The sequence below is a fragment of the Shewanella sp. ENK2 genome (assembly GCF_043568515.1).
Taxonomy (GTDB): Bacteria; Pseudomonadota; Gammaproteobacteria; order Enterobacterales; family Shewanellaceae; genus Shewanella; species Shewanella japonica.
In genome coordinates this window covers 3,796,332-3,818,645 of the sequence record NZ_CP171406.1, presented here as the reverse complement: position 1 = coordinate 3,818,645, position 22,314 = coordinate 3,796,332, and the positions used below count along the sequence as shown (strand labels likewise).

Below are 22,314 nucleotides of genomic sequence, written 5' to 3'. Positions count from 1 at the left end.
TTAGCGGGACATATTAATCGAAATAATATTGGAGAATGTTTGCTGTTGGCCAGCATTTTCCAATTCATCGCGCCATGGGTTCTCTTGAACTTTCACCATGTAAAAATGTTCTCTATAGGTATCAGTCACAAAGGCAATGCCATGCTGCATTAACTCATAATGTATATCGTGAACAAACACCAAAGAAAAATTTTGTCTCCCAGTTAATTGATTAATATCTTCGCGGGTTAAACTCACCCCAGTTTCCAACTGCTCAAATTGTAATTTAAGCCAATTAGCAAAGTCTTTAGAACTTACCATCGACATAGTCACCTCCAAACAAAGCCCAAATATATTTCAGCGGATATCTCATCCGTTGAGAGCTAGCTGAATAGTCAAAGTATAGTTTGTTATGGAAATGTTGTTTTGAAAGCAGACAATTTATAGACTAAAAGGACATAAGAGTAATACTTTAGTGCTCAATCATTTCAAGTTCAGTGACACTACGCTTAATGGGTTAATGCCGAAATGTTCAACCAATTCATCCGATATCCCATTGTTATTTATTAATAATAGGCCTTTAAAAATTTTGATTTATGTAATTACTGGTCATATATCTGCGTCAATTATCACATTATTGTCAAATTAATGACTAAAAGGGTTGATTTAAACGTACTGTAATAAGATTATTGAGGTTGCTACTTTAGTAGTAAAGTTTTCACATTCAAAGCATATTATTAAACATAAGATTACATTAATAGGAATAAACAAATGCTCAAACAACTCTTTGTGATTATGTTGTTGGCTCTAGCAGGATGCAGCTCTAATAACCATTTCAGTGATATCACAACTTCTAATGTCGCTGGACAATACTTCAACGATGATGGTTTCGGCAACCAAACTAACCTGATTTTACATGAGAATGGTCGCTACGAATCTACTATAGAAGGAGTGGCTGGAGTTACAAGTTATTCACAAGGAACTTGGTCAAACATAGGTAATAAGATTTCTTTTTCACCAGAAAGTAATTCAGATAAATTAAAGTTATCCATACAACCTATGGAAGTTGTTGAACAAAACCATGAGCTATTACTAGTACCTGTTAGAAAAGTTAACCTTCATCAGCAATTAATGGCAAACTTTGGAAAATCCACTTATACATACAATCGCTAAAACTTTAAAATATTGTATTAGCCTACCTACAAGGAAGCACCGTAGGCTTCATTAATCCTCACCATAAAACCATCTTGATACATTGAATTCAGTGCCTCAACTAATGCATCATGCTTTGACTCTTCTAACTCTCGATTACACGCCATAGCTCTCAGTGCAGTATAAAAAATCAATTCAGGCTCACCCAATTGCACTTTAGATTGATCCATAATGGTTTTGGCACTAATGATTTCAGATGCCCAAAGTTGAATCCTATCTCTTTGTAGCTTTTTAATATTGAGATTATCATCGTTGGTCAGTTGTACTTGATATTCAAAAGACGTTAAGTATTCTCCAATCCCACTTCCTAAAAAGGTGCCTATTGAATAGGGTTTTGCATCTTGTAAGGTAATTAATGGTAAGGATTTATCCTTGGCACTAAACAAACCGTAACGTGAAATTAATATTGGTCCCACCCAGCGAAACTCACTCTCTCTTGCTGGGTTCTATCAATGGGTAACACACAAACACCTTGGCTGCGTGACGTCATGGTCAACCCTCTTTTCAAAGGATTGAAAATAATCTTATAGTCAATATCTGCCCGAGAGAATAATTCATCAATGATTTCTATAATCATACCTTTATGAGTAGTATCGGTTTGCTCTGCATAAGGTAGGTGTTGATAGGTATAAATGGTAATCTCTTCTGCATCGACCCATTTAGGAAAACAGAACAATAATGAAAGTAAAACACATGTTTTTCTACCAAACATTGATTGCCTCCTCAAACGGTAAGGTTTTACCTTTTACTGATGTTTCCTTGACTGGTTTCGGGGAGCCTGGTTGATTTAGCCAGAAAGAAGGTGAGACTTTAGGGTTCACTTTAGGACCACATGTCATCTTGCTTGATTGGAGCTTAATAAGATGCTCATCAACTTTTTCAGCTAAGTTATTCATGCCTTGGACAACACTGACTTCGCCCGTCAAAATGTGACTTACGGCTTGCCACCAGTAACCTGCCATCCCAGGATAGTCAGGAACATTGGTTCCCGTTGGAGTCCACACATTGCGTGCTTGACTACGATAAAACTCAACGAGCCCGCCTAAATACTTTGCCTTATCAGTCATATAATCAGAATCAATATCTGATTGACGGATTGGTGTTGACCCAACAATTGTTTTTCTTAATGATACCGTTTTAGATACAACAAATTGCGCATATAACCACGCCGCGAGTTGTTGCTCTTTTGGTGTATGATTTAAAAATGTCCAAGCTCCAGTATCTTGATAGCCAGACTTCATACCTTGTTGCCAATACTTCCCTACCGGTGATGGTGCAACTCGCCATTTGGGCGTGCCATCTTGATTCATCACAGGTAAACCTGCTTGGGTGAAATCAGATACAAATGCGGTGTACCAAAATATTTGTTGAGCAATATTGCCTTTTGCCGCCCAATCTCCAGATTCTGAAAACGTCAATTGCTGCGCTTCAGGCGGTGCATACTCTATTAACCAATCTTTGTATTTTTCGACCGCATAAATAGCTGCTGGGCTATTTAGGGCGCCACCTCGTTCAATACTTGCACCAACTGGATGGCAATCTTCAACTCTGATCCCCCACTCATCCACAGGTAATCCATTAGGCAGGCCTTTATCACCCACCCCTGCCATAGAAAGCCACGCATCCGACATACGCCAACCTAGAGATGGATCTGATTTACCGTAATCCATGTGGCCATAAACCTTCACTCCATCAATAGAATGAATATCATGGGTAAAAAAATTAGCAATATCTTCATAGGCCTGCCAATTTTGTGGAACACCCAATTTATAACCGTATTTGGATTCGAATAATGCTTGATAAGTTGGATCTGCAAACCAGTCACTGCGGTACCAATATAAGTTGGCAAACTGCTGATCTGGTAATTGATAAATTTTACCATCAGGGCCTGTGGTAAATGCCAGCCCAATGAAATCATTCAGTGCAAGAGTCGGCAGAGTATACTTCGCAGCGTGATCGTTCATTAATTCAGTGACAGACTTAATATTTTGCTGTCGGAAATGACTACCAATTAAATCACTGTCACTAATATAGGCATCATACAGACGCTGACCAGTCATTAGCTGAGCAGATAGCTTCTTAATCACATCATCTTCATTAGTTAACTCATGGATGACATGAATACCCGTAATGTCATAAAACGCTTTTGCTAATACATTAGATTCATATTGATGAGTTTTAATACGTTCTGAGATGACACGTATTGTCTTGCCCTTAAACGGCGCAGCAGTATCTCTAAACCACAATAATTCTCGTTTTTGCTGTTCGATTGATAATGTTGATGGTTGGAACTCAGATTCGAGCCAAGTGAGAGATTTAAAGTTCAGCGTGTCATTTGCAACATGACTACTGGCAGTATTGCTTGTTAGCTCAGATAAGTCAGTCTGAAGTTGAACAGGAGTAACAGGTTTTTCTTCTGTCCCCTCAATTAACGCTAATAGGTTTACTTGAGACTCAGCATACAAAGGGGTAATTGACATCAGAGCTAATAAACCCAACAGGCTAATTAACCATTTAAAGGAGGATCGAGAAATGTTTCTTTGCATGCTTCCTCTTCAGTTATTGATGTCAAAAATAGAAGGTGTGATTAACTACAACTACGACTGCAATTACAACTGAATCATTAATATATTTAATATACGTTAACCAAATAAAAAGGCCAGCATATGCTGACCTTTATTAGTGAATTTAATGATTTATTCAAATCAAATAATCATTAAAACCCTTCAACTCCAGCCATGTCAGGCAATTGGTGAGCAATCCCTTTATGACAATCAATACAGGTTTTTTCACCACTGGCTAATGACGTTGAATGCATTGCTGACGCACGCTTAGACTGACGAGTAAAGTCCATATAATCAAAGTTATGACAGTTACGACACTCTAGTGAATCGTTAGCTTTTAAACGATCCCATTCATGCTCAGCTAGCTCTCTTCGCTTAGCTTCAAATTTTTCCCGAGTGTTTATCGTACCAAAAACTTTACCCCAAACTTCCTTAGAAGCCTGCATTTTACGGGCAATTTTATCCGTCCAGTTATGAGGGACGTGACAGTCAGGGCACGTCGCACGTACACCACTACGGTTAGTGAAATGAATGGTTGTTTTCAACTCTTCATAGACGTTATTTTCCATTTCATGGCAGCTAATACAGAAAGCTTCAGTATTTGATACCGATAACGCCGTATTAAAACCACCCCAGAAAATAACACCAGCAACGAAGCCACCAAGAGTCAGAAAACCAAGACTATAGTGAACACTTGGACGGCGAATAACCTTCCAAATCACTTTAAGATTTTCTAGTAGTTTTGCAATCATACTTGCTCCTAGTGCTCGTTCTTAGCAGCGTTTTTCATTAAATGTTTTACATCAATGAAATCATTTTCTACCAATAACTTGGCATCTAATTGCGATACATGACACTGGGTACAGTAGTAACGACGAGGCGATAAAGATGCCAAGAAGTTATTTTCTCTATCCATGTAATGCGTCACACTCACCATAGGTGCTTGGGAATGTCCTGTGCTATTCCTAGCATGACATTGCATACATTTGTTGACCTTCAAATCAATCTGGTAACCGTCAATACGATGTGGAATGATCGGAGGTTGCATTGGGTAATTACGCACTTGCTTAACATCAGAGTTAATCACCTTCTGCATAGCAGGAGGTGTTGGCTCAACATCAATTGGGGCAAGGCGCAAAGTAGCAACTTTATCTTCTGGTATTGGTGCAGTTTCAGCTAATGAGCTAAAAGAAAGACCCAACAAGACAATTACTGATAAAACGTTACGTGTTTTCATGGTCATTCTCCTTAAGCTTTGACAATCTTAACCGCACATTTCTTAAAGTCTGTTTGCTTTGACAATGGATCTGTCGCATCAAGCGTTACTTTATTAATGAGCTGGCTAGCATCAAACCAAGGAACAAACACTAAGCCCATTGGTGGCTTATTACGACCTCTGGTTTCAACACGAGTCTTAATCTCACCACGGCGAGAAATCACTTTAACTTCATCACCTCGACGTAACCCACGCTTCTTAGCATCATCAGGGTGCATAAAACACACTGCATCAGGGAAGGCTTTGTAAAGTTCAGGGACACGCTGAGTCATAGAGCCTGAATGCCAATGCTCTAGAACACGACCGGTCGATAGCCAAATATCAAACTCTTCATCAGGCATCTCTGGTGCGGGCTCATAAGGTAATGCAAAGATAATAGCTTTGCCATCAGGCTTACCATAAAACTCGAACCCTTTACCTGCCTTAACATAGGGATCCGCACCTTCACGATAACGCCATTTGGTTTCTTTGCCGTCAACAACAGGCCAACGTAAACCATGCTCTTCGTGATAACGATCAAAGTCAGCTAAATCATGTCCATGACCACGACCAAATTCAGCGTATTCTTCAAACAAGCCTTTTTGAACATAGAAACCAAAATGTTTTGCTTCATTGTTCATGTATTTAGGATCGGTATCGCTTAATGGGAACTTCTCAACATTGCCATTTTGGAACAAGACTTCGAACAATGTTTTACCCTTATATTGAGGGTTAGCAGCAAGCACGTCTTTTGACCATACTTCATCAGTCGTAAAGCGTTTTGAGAACTCCATTAACTGCCATAAGTCAGACATCGACTCACCCGGTGCTTGTACCATTTGATGCCAAAACTGAGTACGTCGTTCAGCGTTACCGTAAGCACCTTCTTTTTCAACCCACATTGCTGAAGGCAATATCAAATCAGCAGCTTGGGTTGTCACAGTTGGATAAGCATCCGATACAACGATGAAGTTTTCAGGATTACGATAACCTGGTAGCCCTTCTTCATTCATGTTGGCTGCAGCCTGCATGTTGTTGTTCACTTGCACCCAGTAGCAATTTAAATCACCATCTTTAAGACGACGATTTTGCTCAACTGCGTGATAGCCAGGTTTAGGCGGAATAATCCCGCTTGGAATATTCCAAATGTCTTCAGCAAGTTTACGATGCTTAGGATTTGTGACCACCATGTCAGCAGGTAAACGATGTGAGAAAGTACCCACTTCACGTGCAGTACCACACGCAGAAGGTTGACCAGTCAACGAGAAAGGACTGTTACCTGGGGTTGAAATTTTTCCGACCAGTAAGTGAATGTTGTAGATTAAGTTATTACACCACACACCACGAGTATGTTGGTTAAAGCCCATGGTCCAGAATGATGTAACCTTCTTTTTAGGGTCGGCATACAACTCGGCAAGCTCAATCAACTTGTGCTCTGGCACACCGGATAGCTTACTGACACTTTCAACATCATAATCTGCAACAAACTTAGCAAACTCTGCAAAATCAATTGGAGTTGAATCACCTGCAGTATCGACGTTTTTAGCTTTCTTTTGCAGTGGATGAGATGCACGTAGACCATAACCAATATCCGTTTCACCTTTACGGAAATTAACGTGTTTATTGATAAAGTCTTGGTTCACTTTGCCGTTTTGAATAATGTAATTAGCAACAAAGTTAAGAATGGCCAAATCGGTTTGCGGAGTAAACACAATAGGCAAATCAGCTAAATCAAATGATCTATGCTCAAAGGTAGATAGAACAGCAACTTTCACATGGGGAGCGCTTAGACGTCTATCTGTCACACGAGTCCAGAGTATAGGATGCATCTCAGCCATGTTTGAGCCCCATAATACGAATGCATCAGCCGCTTCCATATCATCGTAACACCCCATTGGTTCATCAATACCAAAGGTACGCATGAAACCACCTACAGCTGACGCCATACAGTGACGCGCATTCGGGTCAATATTGTTTGAGCCAAAGCCAGCCTTCATAAGCTTAACTGCTGCGTAACCTTCCCAAACTGTCCACTGACCGGAACCGAACATGCCTACAGCGGTTGGCCCTTTAGCTTTAATGGTCTTTTTCCATTTTTCAGCCATGGTATCAAAAGCGGTATCCCAGCTTACTGGAGTGAACTCGCCATTCTTATCATATTGACCATTTGTCATACGTAACATTGGTGTTTGTAGACGGTCACGGCCATACATAATCTTAGAAAGGAAATAACCTTTAATACAGTTTAAACCACGGTTAACTTCACTTTTAGCATCACCATGAGTAGCAACCACCTTACCGTCTCTAGTAGCAACAATGACTGAACAGCCCGTACCACAAAAACGACATGGCGCTTTATTCCACTCTAACTTTGTTTGCTCAGAACTCGTTATTAAATTACTTGCTGTCGCAGGTAAAGCCATTCCAGCAACGCCAGCAGCGGCAATCGCGGCATTGGCTTTCATAAACTCACGTCTGTTCATACTCATTCTTCACCCTCTTCTAGCTCTTCGCTTTGGTGATAAACCATAGTGGCACTTAACACACCAGGGATTGCGTTAATGGTCGAGATATCATCCATTAAAGAACGCTGAGTCGGTCCTTCAATTACCACGACAATTTTCATCTCATTGTTTACTGACAATTCAGCATTTTCCATCGCCATAATTTTTTGGCGAACTTCAGCCATTTGCTCTGGTTGAACTTGCACAATCAAACTGGTTACATGGATTTCTTTTTTGCTCATTAGCACTCATTCTCTATTATTTTTTGTTATTAATTAAAGACTAACCGGCACCTGGCGGGCCTGAAAGGATTTGACTAAACCAAATGGTAAAGCCAAGTGCACTAACTAAAAGTGCCGATAAAATAGGCGCTAAAAAAACCGTTAGGAAAATAAAGATTTTCAACTCTAAGCTTTTTTCGCTTTGTGGATCTGTACTCATGGAGCCTCCAGCAGAGGTTTCAAATGAAAGATATGTAACCTAGTTGTTACTGATCATGATTCGGAAGAATTTTATCTTTAATCAATGACTAAACTATATACTCACAAATTGGTAAAACGAATTTAAGTTGATCTAGATCATAAAATTCACCAAACATTGACCTGCATAGCTTTATATTGACCAAAATAATTAAACGGAAAAATGATGTTAGCGTTGTTAAATGCCAGTTTACGTTTTACACATTGTTTAGCACTTTAGTATATATAGCTGCTACACATAAAGTTATCAACTTGTTAATGGCATTTCGATGTAATTAAAATGACAGGTGAAAGGCATTCAGATAATGATATTTACATCACGTAAAAAAGATTTGAAGGTGCTTTAATCAGCATAAATGAATACAAAAGAATCAATGACAACTGAATGAATATTCAATTGTCATTAATCAAAGTCCGTTTACACTAATTTATAGCGTAAAACTTTAAGGGATTTTTGCTCATCAATATCAGCAAAAATAGTCGGGTTATCTAGACGCTCGATAAATTGTAATGAAGGCGCAGTTTCAGATACTTGCTCCATTAAAAATCGCATCCTAATTCTGGCGCATTCAAACAAAGCAATACTTCGCCGTTTTTGACTAGCAGTTCAGGTAAACGGCGTAAAAGCCTTACATAATCTTTAGTTGCTACAAAACTGCCTTTTTGATTACTTGGCGGATCTGCAATAATTAAATCATAAGGGCCTAATTTAGTCAGTTTTCCCCACGATCTAAAAATGTCATGACCTAAGTAACGTGCCCCGAATCAAAACCATTCAATAAATGATTCTGTTTACCAATGCTTAAAGCACCTTTACTCATGTCCATATTAACAACGTCAGTCGCTCCCCCTGTAAAGCCACAACAGAAAAAGCACAAGTATATGCAAATAAATTCAATACTTTTTTATCTTTACTTTGTGTCTTTACCCAGCGTCGTCCGTTAGCCATATCAAGGAAGATTCCGTGATTTTGGCCTCTTAATAAATGCACTAAAAATTGAGCACCATTTTCAGTGACAACATGTTTTTCTGGCACTTTACCTGCTACAACTTCCGTTATCGTTTGGCCAGCGTTGCGATATTGAAATACTAAATTAAATGCAAGATCACTCTGGTATTTCTGCCATACCAGAGTAATGCATTCAATAAGCTCATTACGGTTAGTTTCATTTAACTCTTTAAAGCTAGTTAACAATAAAACAGGATTAAACCAATCTAAGCATAAGTGCTCTAGACCTTCAAAACGGCCACCTCTGCCGTGAAAAATACGGCATAACTCATCGCTAAGTTGCGCTTGTGCTAACGCTTGAGTAAGCGGAAAGTCTTCTACTGAATTTATCTTCATTATCACTATTAATTTCTTTTACTGTATTTAGATGCAACACGTATAATTAGCATACGCATTGCCTTTAAAGTTCGGTCTCTACCTCAAAAGTAAGCCTTTATGCTTTATCAATTGGCTCGGATGTAAGCTTATCTGATGAGTCAATATCAATTTGCGGCTGATTATCTTCGTCTGAATCAACATCGGATAATAAAATAGCAAACCATTTGCCACTTTCACTCGATTCAAGTGCGATTTTTACAATCATGGTCAGTGGAACGGACAGCAACATACCGACTGAGCCCAATAGCCACCCCCAGAAAATCAATGACAAGAAAACCACTAAAGTTGATAAGCCTAAACCACGCCCCATAAAGCGAGGTTCAACCACATTACCCATAACGGTATTCGTGCCCAAATATAATAAAGCTGTCATCCCAGCAGCACCTGGACCGATTTGGATAAAGGCGAGTAACACGGCAGGAATAGCAGCAATGATTGAGCCGATATTTGGAATGTAATTTAATAGAAAAGCCAGCACTGCCCACAATAACGCGTAATCAACGCCGATAATGCTTAAACCAATACCAACAATAATACCGGTGCCAATACTGACTAAGGTTTTGATAACCATATACTGATTAACTGAATGCAGAAACTTATCAATCTGTTTTAAGCGCATATCAGGATCATCAACCGCTAAATGAAACTTCTTCGGTAATGACTGAGCTTCAAACAACATAAAGATAACGGTCAAAATAATTAAGAATAAGTTAGCCATAACATTACCAAGCCCTGACAGCATATTCGTTGTCATGCTTAATGCCATACCTGGATCAAAATACTCCAGCACTTTATCTTTTGAAATATTGATATTTAACGCATTAAGTTTTTCAAGTACCCATGAAAACTGCTCAATAAGTTGTTGACGGTACATTGGCATTTGATTTGAGAATTCATTTATCGAACTGCCGACTAAGCTGGCTAACCACAACCCCATTAATACAATAAATATCATTAATAAAATGACCGAAAGCCATTTAGGCACTTTATATTGCGTCATAAAGTTGATAGCTGGATTACAAATTACCGCTAAAAATGCCGACAGTACAAAAGGAACCACAATAGGACTAGCTGTTTTTATACCTGCTAAAATGACCACGAGGCAAGCCATAACAGCAAAGCCGCGCAATGCCATTGATGAAGAGTTACCGCCACTCATAATGTAAATCCTTTCTATTGTCAGTATTGATGGTGAAGTTGGATCATCAGTTTGCTGCACTACAAAAACGACTAAACATGAAAATAATGCTTAGTTCCATCTCGTTCAAAATCAATGACACAGCTTAATTGAATAAGGTTTAACCAGTAAACTGGCTTAATTATAATTACTTAGCATTATACTCATTATGCTTTATCAGGATATGAATAAATGAAAGCTAATTAATCCAATGGATTAAAATAGATTATCAAACTCAAGCTGTACCAAAGCTAAATATTCAATGAAAATATGTTTGATCTAGGAGCTTGATAAAGTCGTAAATATCTATGAGGTCTGCTTTTTTTGCGCTAAATTAACTATAGCCTGAATATCAGATTAGTTAACTATCAATGTAAATCTACACGACAAGTAATGGTGAGTATATGAACATATTAATGACTGGAGCAACAGGGTTTGTTGGGCAACAATTAGTGAAACTATTGAGCCAAAGTTCTGAATCCCATCAGCTCACCATTATTACCCGAAACAGTCAGAATGCTAAAAACATATTAGGCAACAACCACCAATACCTCAATAACCTAGACAGCCTTCAACATCTAAATGAATTTGATTGTGTTATTAATCTTGCAGGTGAGCCCATTGTCGGTAAGCGTTGGAGCCACCAGCAAAAACAAAAAATTTGTAATAGTCGCTGGAATATTACCGCTAAACTAAGTCATCTCATTAAACAAAGTGATACGCCACCAGAATGTTTCATTAGTGCATCAGCGATTGGCTATTATGGCAGGCAAGGTTCAACGGCTGTTGATGAGCATAGCAAAGCTCACGACGAGTTTAGCCACCAAGTGTGCAATGAATGGGAACATTTAGCCTTACAAGCTCAATCTGAATCAACTCGAGTTTGTGTCCTTAGAATAGGTATCGTCTTGGGCAAAAACGGAGGGGCTTTAGCCAAAATGCTACCGCCATTTAAACTTGGGCTGGGGGGGCCAATTGGTAAAGGAGTACATGGTGTAAGCTGGATCCATATCGATGACTTAACCGCACTGATATGGCATTTAATGTCGACGAAATCAGCCAAAGGGGTGTTTAATGCCACTGCACCAAACCCTATAAGCCATAAACAATTTGCACACTCTATCGGACAGAGTTTAGGCAGACCAGCAATAATCCCAACACCGGTTTTGGCTTTAAGATTGGCCATGGGTGAAATGGCAGACTTAATTGTTGAAGGCCAATTTGTGATACCCAAAAGGACATTAGAAAGTGGTTTTCATTATCAGTACCCTGATATTAACCCTGCTTTAGATTCCATCCTTAAAACATAATCCTTGTAAAACAGTTACGCTTTAACTTTTTACCAAGGTTTTAATTCTATTAATAAACCAGTCATACCTTTTGGGTTGTGGCCGGTGTTTTTTGCGGATCATAAATAAAGGCTCTTTTACGACTTTTGGCAAATTAGCCACGGTAATATTACCTTGCTCATAAACACTGTTTACTGCAAATTCAGGTAATACAGTAAATCCTAGCCCTTTTGTTATAGGCATCAATATTTGATTTAACTGATTAACGTAACTGGTTAACGGTATATCATCTGCTGAATAATCATCAAAATTACAGCTCATCACTTGCTGTAAGTAATGCTTGGCATCTGGATGTGAAACCAAGCCTAATGTTAATAACGTCTCAAAAGATAAGTCATCGGCATCAACAGACTTAGGTAACACCATAAGCAACTTCTCAAACCCAACTGGCGTGACTTCAAGCTCTGGATTTGACACAAATTGAGTAACGATGCCAATTTCTATGTCGTTGTTTAGCACTTGTTCAACAATGCGTTTATTCGGCGCAGCTTCAATGGAAACATGTAGTTGAGGATGTAATAACTGGTAATCAATAAAGTCTGGATAAAGCCACATGGCTAGTGAGCCTGAACAAGCAAACCTGCACTCCCCGATAAATGCTGAATCAAGCTGTATATCACTTAATAATTGCTCTTGTTGCTTTAATAGCTGTTCACCATATTTCTGCAATTGCATTCCGGCATCGGTGAGTTCGAAACGTTTACCAAAACGCTGGATCAACTGCGTATTAAGTTGATTTTCTAACTTCTGAATATGCTGACTAACACCAGGTTGAGTCATAAACAATTTGTCAGCAGTTTGTGTAAAGTGACCTGTTTCGGCTAACTTTAAAAACGTTGTTAACCATTTTTGATTTATCATGATGATTCCATTAAACATTACCGGCATTGTCTATTGCCTTAAGCTATTAAGATACCATAATCATTAAAAAAGGAGAGCATCAGCTCTCCTTAAAATTAACGTGCATACTATATAAGGGACATCAGCCCGCTTTTAGTAAATCACTGCACGAGCGATTCAATAGCTGCCTACAACGCCACATACCTAAAGTGGCAACCACAGCTGCACCGGATAAAGGTGCAATTGCCCACCAAGGCCAGTGCATGTATACAACTAATTCAAAGACTTGTGTTTTAAGCATATAAAGGGTGAATTCAGCAACAATCACCGCCAATATACCCGCTATTGCGCCCAATAAGGCAAACTCCAAACCGGTTGCAGAGCGCAGTAACCATCCAGATGCACCAAATGTTCTTAACACCGCCAATTCACGCTGTCTAGTGGCCATTCCCGCTTCAGTTTGCGCAATTAATACCAAGGCACTTGCCAATAATACTAACGCAAGCACTAAAGATAAGGATAGCGACACTTGCTCAATGATTTGACGTAACTGCCCCACCATAGCCCCGACATCAATCACTGATATCGTAGGGAATTGCTGGATTAATTGCAGCACAACCCCATTCGCCGTTAAATCACTGCCATTCGCTTGCAAATCTTCATCATTAAGATGGAAACTTGCCATAGAAGTATAAGAAAACGGCTCTAATGCTTTAGGCCTGAAAATCATAAAGAAATTTGGCTGTAAGGTTTCCCATTGCACTTGCCTAAAACTGGCAACCTTAACACTAAACTCTTGATTATCAATCGTATAAGTCATAGTGTCACCAAGGGATAAACCTAAGCGTTCAGCAACTTCGGCCTCAACTGACACCTCATCATCAGCTTGGTTAAACGTTCCTTCAATGATTTCATTATTAGGCGGAAGTGTTTCACGATACGTCAGGTTCAGTTCACGTGAAATCCCAACACGTCCTTCAACTCCGTCTTTCTCTTCTTGACGAGAAATCAGTTCCTCATCGTTGATATGGGTTAAACGGCCACGGATCACAGGATAAATATCAGTTGCATTAATATTGTGCGTTGTTAAAAAATCATCCAATGGTTTAGTGTCTTCAGGAGCAATATTGACCAAAAAGTAATTAGGTGCATTTTCAGGCAACTGCTTTTGCCATTCATTTAACAAATCTTGTCTGAGAGCCAAAATTGTTAGTAACAAAACAAGCGCACTACTAAAACCGACTAATTGAACCGCATTTTGTCTTGCACGACGTCTAAGACCTGCAAGTGCTAACTGAAATGGGTTGGTGGTTTTCATACCAACACTATGGCCTAAACGGATCATCACAAATCCAAGCACACTGAGTAACACACCTAAAAGTAATACCGCCAGCACTACGGTCATAGTTAACGCAATGCTTTTTGAATATAAGTATCCCAGTAAGGCCATCGCACCAAGGCTCAATAGCAAGTGGAGCCACATGCCAAACTGTAACCCTTCTAATTGACGCTGAAGCACCCGCAAAGGTGGAATGGCTAATAGTCGCATTAATGGGTAGGCAGAGAACATGAATGCGCTGATCAATCCGGTACTCACGCCAAGTAACAAGGGTCTTGAATAGGGGGAGAGTATGCAGCAATTTCAGCAGGCAAGAATTGATTGATGGCTAAATCTAACATTACGCCGCCAATTAACCCTAATACGATCCCCACTACAGTCACTAGCAATAGATGGGCACCAAACAGCATTCGAATTTGCTTTGCAGATGCGCCAAACGTTTTTAGCATCGCAACAACGTCATAATGACGTTGGCAATAACGCTGTGCAGCAATACCAATAGCTGCACAGGCAAGCGCAATACCTAATAAACTCGCTAATAATAAAAATCGCTCAGCACGTTTAACGGCTGATGCAATAGGTGAATCCCCAGATTGAACATCAGTCCAGCGCTGACTGTTATTTAGTAGTGGTTTAGCTTGGGTTTCAAATTGGGTTAACGCCGCGGCCTCACCAGCAAATTGGTATACATAACTAACACGGCTACCAGGTTGAATAATACCTGTAGCTTCAACATCATCTAAACGCATTAACAGCACTGGTGAAGAGGCAAAGGGATTAAAGCCAGCATCGGGTAATCGGCTGATTTCGGCAGATAAATTAAGTTCAGTATTACCCAGCTCCAGTGTGTTCGGATAGCCCAATAAGCCACCTAATCTATTTTCATACCATGCTTCACCAGTCTTTGGCAGTCCTTGGGTAACGCCTGATGATAACTCTATCTCGCCACGCAATGGATACCCGTCACCCACCGCTTTAATTGTCACCAGTTGAAAATTATCACCCGAATACACCATCGAGTTGAATTTCATGTTTGTCACATGCTGAATATTCAGAGATTCAGCCATGGTGAGCACTTGCTCAGACAGAGGCACCGGAGAATCAATAATACGATCTGCAGCAATAAAATTAGCCGCTTCACCATTAATAGCGACTTGTAAACGCTCACTGACTCTTGCTAAACCGCTCACCGATAACACGGCTAAGGTTATCGCCAATACAATGAGTACTAGTTGCCCTTGCATCAATTCTCGTTTAAATAAGCGCCAAGCTAATTGTAATTCCATTAGCTAACCTCCTCAGAAATCTCGACAGCATGATTAACATGGCTCTCAGAGATATCTGACTCAGCATTTGGTTCTGATAAATGACCACTTTCCATCACTAATTGTCGCTTACAACGCTTGGCTAGCTCCAAATCATGAGTCACTAATACCAGCGTGGTATCACTTTCTTGGTTTAAGGCAAATAACATGTCTGCGATTTTGTCGCCATTAGCACTATCCAGGTTTCCTGTCGGCTCATCTGCAAATAATACTTTGGGCTCACAAATAAACGCACGAGCGATCGCTACACGTTGTTGCTCACCGCCAGATAATTGTTTTGGTAAATGTGTTAAACGATGAGAAAGCCCGACACGCTCGAGCATCTGCTCGGCTTTTTCGCGAGCTTGAGCCACGCCAGCAAGTTCTGCTGGTAGCATGACATTTTCTAACGCTGTGAGTGTGTCGACTAACATGAAAGACTGGAAAATAAAGCTGACTTTTTGTTTTCTAAGTGCCGCTTTTTGTTCTTCGTTTAATCCCGATAACGCCTGTCCATCAAGGAGTATTTCTCCAGATGTAGGTGTATCAAGCGCTGCAAGCAAACCTAATAAGGTTGATTTCCTGAACCTGATGGGCCGAGAATCGCAATACTGTCACCTTGCTTGACATCCATATTAATGCCATTGAGGATAGTAAGCTCTCCCTCTTGGGTCACCACTGTTTTTTTGAGGTTAGTAACGTTAATGGCACTGGAATTATTTGCAAAAGTAGTCGACATACGATCCTTCTTATTTTTATCGGCTAAACGCCTGCGTTCTGCGGCGTTAATGGTTGTTGTTTCAACAATGTTTATTTCAACTTCTAGCTATGCTGCCACGATTTTAATCTTAGGTGATAGTCTAAGCGCAGGTTATGGCATGTCGGAAGAGCAAGGTTGGGTACAATTGTTACGTAATCAATACCCTGAACATGACATTATTAACGGCTCAGTTAGCGGAGAAACCACCGCTGGCGGTTTGCGTAGACTCCCAAGCTTACTGGACTCTAGCGCATTTGACCTTGTTGTCGTAGAGCTTGGAGGCAATGATGGCCTTCGAGGATTCCCTCCAAATAAGCTGAAATCAAATCTTACAAAAATCATTGAGTTGTCTCAAGATAACGGGGCAAAGGTTTTATTAACAGAGATTATGGTGCCACCTAATTACGGTCCAAGATATACCAGCATGTTCAATGATGTCTATCATCAATTAGCTGATGAATTCGATATCGAATTAGTGCCTTTTTTCATGTTAGAAATAGCACCAAACCCTGACTTAATGCAACGTGATGGCATTCATCCAAATGTTGAAGCTCAACCTCGAATTACGCAATGGATGCAACCCTGGATCATTAATGCACTGAAAAAGTAACAAAGGTTAAAATATTTCATTCAAAATCACTTAAAAAGTCTAAAAAAGTAATTTTATTTTAAGCTTTAATGATTAAACTGGATATTAAATGGATTTGTTTAAAACGTTATAAATACCAATGATGCAAAGCACTTACTTTGCTTGTCATCTAAATTGGTAACACCCTATGGCTAAAAGGAAACATTATGTCCGTCAGTCGTCAAAAGAAAGTGTATTTACCGACCGCCACCCGTAAAAATCAATATATTACTGTTGGCTTTACCCTAACTGATGAATTATTAGCGTCATATAGTGATTTAACTAATTGCTATCAAGAGTTTAGTAAATTAGTTTTTCAAGTCGCTGATAAATATGAACTGTTTAATGTTCATGTGGTTGCAAGCGATAAACTCCCTATGGTGCGTTTTCACAGTGAGGCTTATTGCTTAACAACAGAAGAGCAATTACGCTTTTTCTACAACCCTGCACATCATGAAGCAAATCGTCTTCATACTTTGCCTGGTTACCGAGCTAAAAAGCTAAAAGTGGTTTTTCTTGCAACAGGTACCGAATTACGTAGTCATTCAGCTGAGTTTCACGCTAAAGTTCAGCAGTTTTTAGCTGAGATCCAGCCACTATTACCAGTTCAAGATGTACCAACAAAAATACGAGACCACCAGCACATCTCTTATGACTTTTTTGCCAAAGCAAAAGGCTTAAAAGAATCCTATGCTTACAAACTACGTGCTGTAGATAGTCGCTATAAACGCCGTGAGTGTAACCTACCTGAGTCGGTTAGCGCGCTTAACTACGTCACGGTCAGCTTACCGATGGGACGTCGAATCAAAAAGCAATTAGCAGCAGAAAATGCGACTAGTTTTGGTGAAAAATATCAACGTGTTGCTGACCACTTCATCAAAGCAACCAGCGATAATAAATTAAACCGTGTTGCCATGGTCGCTAATGGTAAAGTGCCTCTCGTCAGAAACAGTAAATACGAGCAGCTAAACAGCACTGCAGAATTCCAAATGGTTGGCTTTGACCCAAGTAATGCAGCACCAGACCCTATTTGCCATTGGGATGATACTAAGCTTGCTGAAGCTATCCGCTTTGTTATTGTCGCAGCTAAAGAAGACCAAAAAGATGAAGGCTATGGCCGCTTTATGAATCAAGTTCAAGATGCGATTCGTCAGTTCACCAATCAATTTGATATGGATAAAGAACACATTGATGTGATTGTTCGCTTCCATCAGCATTTAAGTTATAAAGCGTAATATCGGCAACCTTAATTGCTGATTGCTGCTATCTAACTTAAAAGTAAGCTAATTAGTAAATTATTTAAAACGACAGCATTGGCTGTCGTTTTTGTTGAATAAACCATTTTCACAACAAGTCATTCATAGAACCAAAAAACATATGTTATAAAAATGTGGCCAGATTTCACATTGATTAACAAATAACAAACAAGGCATGTTGGAGTCATACGAATCTAATCGTATCCACTCCATCGGCGGAACAGATAGGAGTAGGAAGACATAATAAAAAGCAGGAGATGCTATGTTCAACAAGAAAATGCCTTGGCTGGTACCTACCCTTGTAGCAACAGCCGTTACCCTAAACCTAAGTGGTTGCGGTTCAGATGATGATGAACCAACCGTTACCGAAACCCCGCCCGTAGTTCAGCCTCCAGCAGAAACAGGCCCCACTTTCCCAGAAGGGGCAATAATGGTTGAAGCAGGTGATAATCTCACCATCAGTATTCAAGAAGCCTTAATTAATGCCCAGAGTAACGATGTCATTGTCCTTCCAAAAGGTAATTTTAAAATAGAATCAACATTATTGTTTGATGGTGATGTCGACGGCGATGGCAGTTTTGCTAAAAACATTACCATCATGGGCTATGGGCAAGACGAAACCGTTTTAGATTTTTCAGAAGCCAATTCGGGTGATGGCATATTCGTTCAAAATGCCGTCAACATCATTATTCAAGACTTATCAGTAAATGAAGCAAAAAATAACGGTATTAAACTCAAAAATACCAACGGCATTATTTTACGTCGCCTTGCAACAGTATGGGAAGGTGAGTTAGATGAGGGAAATGGTGCTTATGGCCTTTACCCTGTTGAGTGTGAAAACATTTTAATCGAAGACACGTATGTACGAGGTAGTGCCGATGCCGGTATTTATGTCGGGCAATCACAGTACATCGTTGTCCGTCGAAACATAGCAAAAGAAAACGTTGCTGGTATTGAAATTGAAAACTCAAAATATGCTGATGTTTATGACAATGAAGCTATGGGCAACACAGGCGGTATTTTAGTATTTGACCTACCAATTAATAACCACCGCTATGGGTCAAGTGTTCGTATTTTTAACAACAAAGTATACGATAACAATACCTTAAACTTTGCTAATGCATCCTCTAATCCAGCTGGTGTTCATATCGTACCACCCGGCACAGGGGTGATTGTGTTGTCCACCGATGATGTCGAAATTTTCAATAACGAAATCACTAACCACGACACTGTTGGTCTCACCATTTCAAGCTTTTTCATTGCCGAGCCCGATATCAGTACCTTTGTCGGAAATTACGGTCAACCGGGCCAAGCCATTGATGATGGTTGGCGCCCTACTCCTCGAAATATTTCAATCCATGACAATGTCATCACAGATTATGGCCAAAAACCAAAAGGTTATTTAATTGAAGACATTATCAAAGCTTATGTACTAACCCATGGCGCATTACCGGGTATTTTATATGATGGTTTGGGTGAAATGTTGTCAAATAATGGCACAGCTGCATACCTAGGGCTACAAGAAACGCCATTCAACCCTGATGGAAGCGATAATGTCTGTGCCCAAAATAATGGTGATGTCAGTTTAGGACGGTTATTTGCCAATAGTAATACAGACATGAACATCGCTGACGTCTTATATGAAAAAACACAAACTGACTTAATGAATTGTGCCCAAGTCAGTCTACCGGTTCACACTGTGACTTTCGGCGATGAAATATTTGGTTGTGGTGTGGATGATGATACAGAAGGCTGTGATGGCGGAAACTTAATCGGTGGAGGCGGCTCTATTGGCGAAGGTGAAGGTGGCCTTGAAGGTGATGGAGATCTGAGCCTATGTGCAGCATCTGGTGATAACGTCAGCTGGGATGCTTTACTAAAAGCTAACTGCCCTAAGTTATCGGACTACAACTTATTTGCAGATATGACCAACCCAACAGCGTCGCCAAACTCGAACGGTTTACCGTACGATCTTAACACGCCTTTATTTACTGACCATGCTACTAAATATCGCTTTGTATATTTACCTGATGGCACCAAAGCCGATTACACAGAGAATGAGTCTTTTGACTTCCCTGTAGGGACTGTCATCAGTAAAACGTTTGCCTTACCGCAAAATACTAATAACCGCGGCTTTGCGAATGAAGATGTGATTGAAACCCGATTGCTTATCCATCGCGAAACAGGTTGGAGCGCCCTACCTTATGTATGGAAAGCCGATAAATCTGATGCCATGTTGGCAAAAGCTGGTGCTATCCAAGGTAAGCAAGTCACGCATAATGGAGAAATGTTAAACTTTGATTATGTTGTACCGAGCATGAATCAATGTAAGCAGTGCCACCAATTCAAACCTGATGCCAACAGTAATGCGGTATTCATGCCTATTGGTCCAAAAGCTCGTCACTTAAATCGTGATTATGCCTACAGTGATGGCGTCATGAACCAGCTATCTAAATGGCAAGCAGCAGGAATATTACAAGGGGTACCTAACTTAGCCGATGTAGATAAAGTTCCAGAATATCAAGATGGCGATGACTTAAATATTGCATCAATGTCAGATACTGAACTCATGGCAGCAGCTAAAGGTTACTTAGACATTAACTGTGCGCATTGTCATCGCCCCGAAGGTAATGCATCTAATACAGGTCTAAAATTAGAGTATTGGAGAAGTTATGACGATGACGCAGGTTTCTCGCACGGCACGTGTAAGTCTCCTGTTGCCTATGGCGGTGGCAGTTTAGGCTATGATGTTGTGCCAGGTAAGCCTGAAGAGAGTATCTTGCACTTCCGTATGGAGACCAATGACCCAGGTGATAGAATGCCAGAAATTGGTCGTAGCTTGTCCCATGATGAAGGTGTGGCTCTTATTAGCGAATGGATCAAGCGACTACCTGCTGCGTCTTGTTCTTAGACTAGCAGTAATCTATAGAGGATGAGCGAGTTTCATCCTCTTCTTTTCATCCGCCATTTATTAACCCACTGCATTAAACCAGCAACATTGAACCAGCAACATCCAATTCAAGCCACCGCTAACACTAGGATACTCTCGATGCCGCATTGTCCTTTATTCATTCAGAAAAAATTATTCATAAAGCTGTTAATCATAATGACCGCTTTTACATTAATTGCTTGTGGCGGCTCAAACTCAAGTGACACAGATACCAGCTCAACAACCCCATCACTCCCAGATACAACACCAACGACTCCCGCTCAACCAGATGATTCTGATGATGTGTGTTTGCAAACCAGTACTGAGGTCAATTGGGCGGCGTTAATGGCTAAAGACTGCCCTCTATTAAGTGATTACGGCTTGTTTACCGACCCCAGTACCCCCACTCAATCACCGACAGAACCTGGAATAGCATATCAATTATCAACGGAATTATTCTCCAATTATGCCAGTAAATACCGTTTCCTATTCTTACCTGACAACCAGCAATTAACTTACATGCAAGAGCAGGTTTTTGATTTGCCAATAGGCAGCGTGTTAGTTAAAACATTCGCTTTGCCTTTTGATACACAAGCAACAGGCGAAGATAACGAAAAGTTAATCGAAACAAGACTATTAATCCATCGAGAAACAGGCTGGACTGCCCTTGCTTACCAATGGCAGGCAGATGATAAAGCCGAATTAATAATTGCAGGCGCTAAAGTGGCACATACCCTCAATAATCAAGGCGAGTCCATTAGCTTTGACTACGCTATCCCCAGTAAAGTTGAGTGTAAAATTTGTCATCAAACAACACATTTGGACACCAGTATTATTCGTCCTATCGGTCTTAAAGCTCACTTACTCAACCGAGAAATAGCAACACAAACGGGTATACAAAATCAATTAATCTTATGGGTTGAAAAAGAGTTACTCAGCAGAATGCCGGCACTCGACACAGTCGATAAGTCATACCCTTTGCATGATAGTTCCGCCTCTTTAACAAATCGTGCCAAAGGTTATTTAGATATCAATTGTGCTCATTGTCATCACGAGGGCGGCTTTGCCAGTATTTCTGGTTTAAGACTGAATTATAACGTCGACCATACCTCATTCGAATACGGTGTATGTAAGCAACCTCCAGGCTGGGATGGTGGGCCAAATGGTTTGGCTTACGATATTGTTCCCGGAAATGGAGAGCGCTCAATTGTTCATTATCGCCAGCGCTTAAATGCGCCAAAAGATAGGATGCCACCAATAGGACGAGAAATCATTCATACCGAGGGAACGGAGTTAATTAAACGTTGGATAGACAGTATGTCGCCGACCATTGGGCTTTGTGAGTAAAACGG

General features: G+C 40.2%; 18 protein-coding genes and 3 pseudogenes. 6 read left to right on the top strand and 15 right to left on the bottom strand.

Annotation, left to right across the window (positions count from 1 at the left end; translation table 11 throughout):
- Positions 1-306, bottom strand: coding sequence for a hypothetical protein (locus ACGEDC_RS16775; protein WP_055023836.1), 306 nt, complete (start codon positions 304-306; stop codon positions 1-3).
- A 444-nt stretch (positions 307-750) separates the two neighbouring features.
- On the opposite strand from ACGEDC_RS16775, the gene ACGEDC_RS16770 reads away from it, so the two are divergent.
- Positions 751-1,152 (top strand): hypothetical protein, encoded by a 402-nt coding sequence (locus ACGEDC_RS16770; RefSeq protein ID WP_394494594.1) that lies wholly within the window; start codon positions 751-753, stop codon positions 1,150-1,152.
- A 26-nt stretch (positions 1,153-1,178) separates the two neighbouring features.
- Here the strand turns inward: ACGEDC_RS16770 and ACGEDC_RS16765 are convergent, their stop codons facing one another.
- The 11 genes and pseudogenes from ACGEDC_RS16765 to ACGEDC_RS16715 form a co-directional block, all read right to left on the bottom strand.
- Positions 1,179-1,607 (bottom strand): hypothetical protein, encoded by a 429-nt coding sequence (locus tag ACGEDC_RS16765; RefSeq protein WP_394494592.1) that lies wholly within the window; start codon positions 1,605-1,607, stop codon positions 1,179-1,181.
- The gene (locus ACGEDC_RS16760; RefSeq protein ID WP_394494590.1) at positions 1,592-1,903 is read right to left on the bottom strand and encodes a hypothetical protein; all 312 of its coding nucleotides are present in this window, start codon (positions 1,901-1,903) and stop codon (positions 1,592-1,594) included. The genes ACGEDC_RS16765 and ACGEDC_RS16760 overlap by 16 nt, the downstream gene beginning before the upstream one ends.
- Entirely contained in the window at positions 1,893-3,671 is a 1,779-nt protein-coding gene (locus ACGEDC_RS16755) for an ABC transporter substrate-binding protein (protein WP_394494588.1), read from the bottom strand. The genes ACGEDC_RS16760 and ACGEDC_RS16755 overlap by 11 nt, the downstream gene beginning before the upstream one ends.
- Positions 3,672-3,907: 236 nt before the next feature.
- Entirely contained in the window at positions 3,908-4,507 is a 600-nt protein-coding gene (locus ACGEDC_RS16750; RefSeq protein ID WP_055023840.1) for a cytochrome c3 family protein, read from the bottom strand.
- Positions 4,508-4,515: 8 nt separating this feature from the next.
- Positions 4,516-4,992 (bottom strand): nitrate reductase cytochrome c-type subunit, encoded by a 477-nt coding sequence (locus ACGEDC_RS16745; protein WP_055023841.1) that lies wholly within the window; start codon positions 4,990-4,992, stop codon positions 4,516-4,518.
- 11 nt (positions 4,993-5,003) lie between these two features.
- On the bottom strand, positions 5,004-7,493 hold the full coding sequence (gene napA / locus ACGEDC_RS16740) for a nitrate reductase catalytic subunit NapA (RefSeq protein WP_055023932.1): 2,490 nt from the start codon (positions 7,491-7,493) through the stop codon (positions 5,004-5,006).
- A 2-nt stretch (positions 7,494-7,495) separates the two neighbouring features.
- Positions 7,496-7,756 carry a chaperone NapD gene (locus tag ACGEDC_RS16735; RefSeq protein ID WP_055023842.1) on the bottom strand — a complete coding sequence of 87 codons (261 nt, stop codon included), beginning with the start codon at positions 7,754-7,756 and terminating at the stop codon, positions 7,496-7,498.
- A 40-nt stretch (positions 7,757-7,796) separates the two neighbouring features.
- Positions 7,797-7,955, bottom strand: a complete 159-nt coding sequence (locus ACGEDC_RS16730; RefSeq protein ID WP_055023843.1) for a periplasmic nitrate reductase, NapE protein — start codon at positions 7,953-7,955, stop codon at positions 7,797-7,799.
- 456 nt (positions 7,956-8,411) lie between these two features.
- Positions 8,412-8,820, bottom strand: a pseudogene (locus ACGEDC_RS16725) (class I SAM-dependent methyltransferase).
- A complete protein-coding gene (locus ACGEDC_RS16720; protein WP_394498377.1) occupies positions 8,811-9,338 on the bottom strand; it encodes a class I SAM-dependent methyltransferase in 528 nt (175 codons plus the stop codon). The pseudogene ACGEDC_RS16725 and the gene ACGEDC_RS16720 overlap by 10 nt, the downstream one beginning before the upstream one ends.
- 97 nt (positions 9,339-9,435) lie before the next feature.
- Complete coding sequence (locus ACGEDC_RS16715) at positions 9,436-10,539, bottom strand: AI-2E family transporter (protein WP_080915452.1); 1,104 nt, start codon at positions 10,537-10,539, stop codon at positions 9,436-9,438.
- Positions 10,540-10,961: 422 nt separating this feature from the next.
- Here ACGEDC_RS16715 and ACGEDC_RS16710 point away from each other — a divergent pair, with 422 nt between their 5' ends.
- A complete protein-coding gene (locus ACGEDC_RS16710) occupies positions 10,962-11,867 on the top strand; it encodes a TIGR01777 family oxidoreductase (protein WP_394494584.1) in 906 nt (301 codons plus the stop codon).
- Between the two features lie 21 nt (positions 11,868-11,888).
- Here the strand turns inward: ACGEDC_RS16710 and ACGEDC_RS16705 are convergent, their stop codons facing one another.
- The 3 genes and pseudogenes from ACGEDC_RS16705 to ACGEDC_RS16695 all read right to left on the bottom strand — a co-directional run bounded on the left by ACGEDC_RS16705 (position 11,889) and on the right by ACGEDC_RS16695 (position 16,128).
- On the bottom strand, positions 11,889-12,767 hold the full coding sequence (locus ACGEDC_RS16705) for a LysR family transcriptional regulator (RefSeq protein ID WP_211028180.1): 879 nt from the start codon (positions 12,765-12,767) through the stop codon (positions 11,889-11,891).
- 121 nt (positions 12,768-12,888) lie between these two features.
- Positions 12,889-15,371: pseudogene (locus ACGEDC_RS16700) on the bottom strand (ABC transporter permease).
- Positions 15,371-16,128, bottom strand: a pseudogene (locus ACGEDC_RS16695) (ABC transporter ATP-binding protein). The pseudogenes ACGEDC_RS16700 and ACGEDC_RS16695 overlap by 1 nt, the downstream one beginning before the upstream one ends.
- Positions 16,129-16,195: 67 nt before the next feature.
- Between ACGEDC_RS16695 and ACGEDC_RS16690 the strand changes: the two are divergent.
- The 4 genes from ACGEDC_RS16690 to ACGEDC_RS16675 all read left to right on the top strand — a co-directional run bounded on the left by ACGEDC_RS16690 (position 16,196) and on the right by ACGEDC_RS16675 (position 22,309).
- Positions 16,196-16,759, top strand: coding sequence for an arylesterase (locus ACGEDC_RS16690; protein WP_240433772.1), 564 nt, complete (start codon positions 16,196-16,198; stop codon positions 16,757-16,759).
- A 185-nt stretch (positions 16,760-16,944) separates the two neighbouring features.
- Positions 16,945-18,012, top strand: a complete 1,068-nt coding sequence (locus tag ACGEDC_RS16685; protein WP_394494581.1) for a DUF3083 family protein — start codon at positions 16,945-16,947, stop codon at positions 18,010-18,012.
- 283 nt (positions 18,013-18,295) lie between these two features.
- Positions 18,296-20,944, top strand: a complete 2,649-nt coding sequence (locus ACGEDC_RS16680) for a parallel beta-helix domain-containing protein (protein WP_394494579.1) — start codon at positions 18,296-18,298, stop codon at positions 20,942-20,944.
- Between the two features lie 195 nt (positions 20,945-21,139).
- Positions 21,140-22,309: an SO2930 family diheme c-type cytochrome gene (locus ACGEDC_RS16675; protein WP_394494577.1), complete on the top strand. Its 1,170-nt coding sequence runs from the start codon at positions 21,140-21,142 to the stop codon at positions 22,307-22,309.
- Positions 22,310-22,314: the final 5 nt, after the last annotated feature.

Bases quoted from the DNA above. Each gene is read 5' to 3' on its own strand.
- ACGEDC_RS16775 (WP_055023836.1), bottom strand. From the start codon at position 306: ATGTCGATGGTAAGTTCTAAAGACTTTGCTAATTGGCTTAAATTACAA.
- ACGEDC_RS16770 (WP_394494594.1), top strand. From the start codon at position 751: ATGCTCAAACAACTCTTTGTGATTATGTTGTTGGCTCTAGCAGGATGC.
- ACGEDC_RS16760 (WP_394494590.1), bottom strand. From the start codon at position 1,903: ATGTTTGGTAGAAAAACATGTGTTTTACTTTCATTATTGTTCTGTTTT.
- ACGEDC_RS16755 (WP_394494588.1), bottom strand. From the start codon at position 3,671: ATGTCAATTACCCCTTTGTATGCTGAGTCTCAAGTAAACCTATTAGCG.
- ACGEDC_RS16750 (WP_055023840.1), bottom strand. From the start codon at position 4,507: ATGATTGCAAAACTACTAGAAAATCTTAAAGTGATTTGGAAGGTTATT.
- ACGEDC_RS16745 (WP_055023841.1), bottom strand. From the start codon at position 4,992: ATGAAAACACGTAACGTTTTATCAGTAATTGTCTTGTTGGGTCTTTCT.
- napA (WP_055023932.1), bottom strand. From the start codon at position 7,493: ATGAACAGACGTGAGTTTATGAAAGCCAATGCCGCGATTGCCGCTGCT.
- ACGEDC_RS16735 (WP_055023842.1), bottom strand. From the start codon at position 7,756: ATGAGCAAAAAAGAAATCCATGTAACCAGTTTGATTGTGCAAGTTCAA.
- ACGEDC_RS16730 (WP_055023843.1), bottom strand. From the start codon at position 7,955: ATGAGTACAGATCCACAAAGCGAAAAAAGCTTAGAGTTGAAAATCTTT.
- ACGEDC_RS16720 (WP_394498377.1), bottom strand. From the start codon at position 9,338: ATGAAGATAAATTCAGTAGAAGACTTTCCGCTTACTCAAGCGTTAGCA.
- ACGEDC_RS16715 (WP_080915452.1), bottom strand. From the start codon at position 10,539: ATGAGTGGCGGTAACTCTTCATCAATGGCATTGCGCGGCTTTGCTGTT.
- ACGEDC_RS16710 (WP_394494584.1), top strand. From the start codon at position 10,962: ATGAACATATTAATGACTGGAGCAACAGGGTTTGTTGGGCAACAATTA.
- ACGEDC_RS16705 (WP_211028180.1), bottom strand. From the start codon at position 12,767: ATGATAAATCAAAAATGGTTAACAACGTTTTTAAAGTTAGCCGAAACA.
- ACGEDC_RS16690 (WP_240433772.1), top strand. From the start codon at position 16,196: ATGTTTATTTCAACTTCTAGCTATGCTGCCACGATTTTAATCTTAGGT.
- ACGEDC_RS16685 (WP_394494581.1), top strand. From the start codon at position 16,945: ATGTCCGTCAGTCGTCAAAAGAAAGTGTATTTACCGACCGCCACCCGT.
- ACGEDC_RS16680 (WP_394494579.1), top strand. From the start codon at position 18,296: ATGTTCAACAAGAAAATGCCTTGGCTGGTACCTACCCTTGTAGCAACA.
- ACGEDC_RS16675 (WP_394494577.1), top strand. From the start codon at position 21,140: ATGACCGCTTTTACATTAATTGCTTGTGGCGGCTCAAACTCAAGTGAC.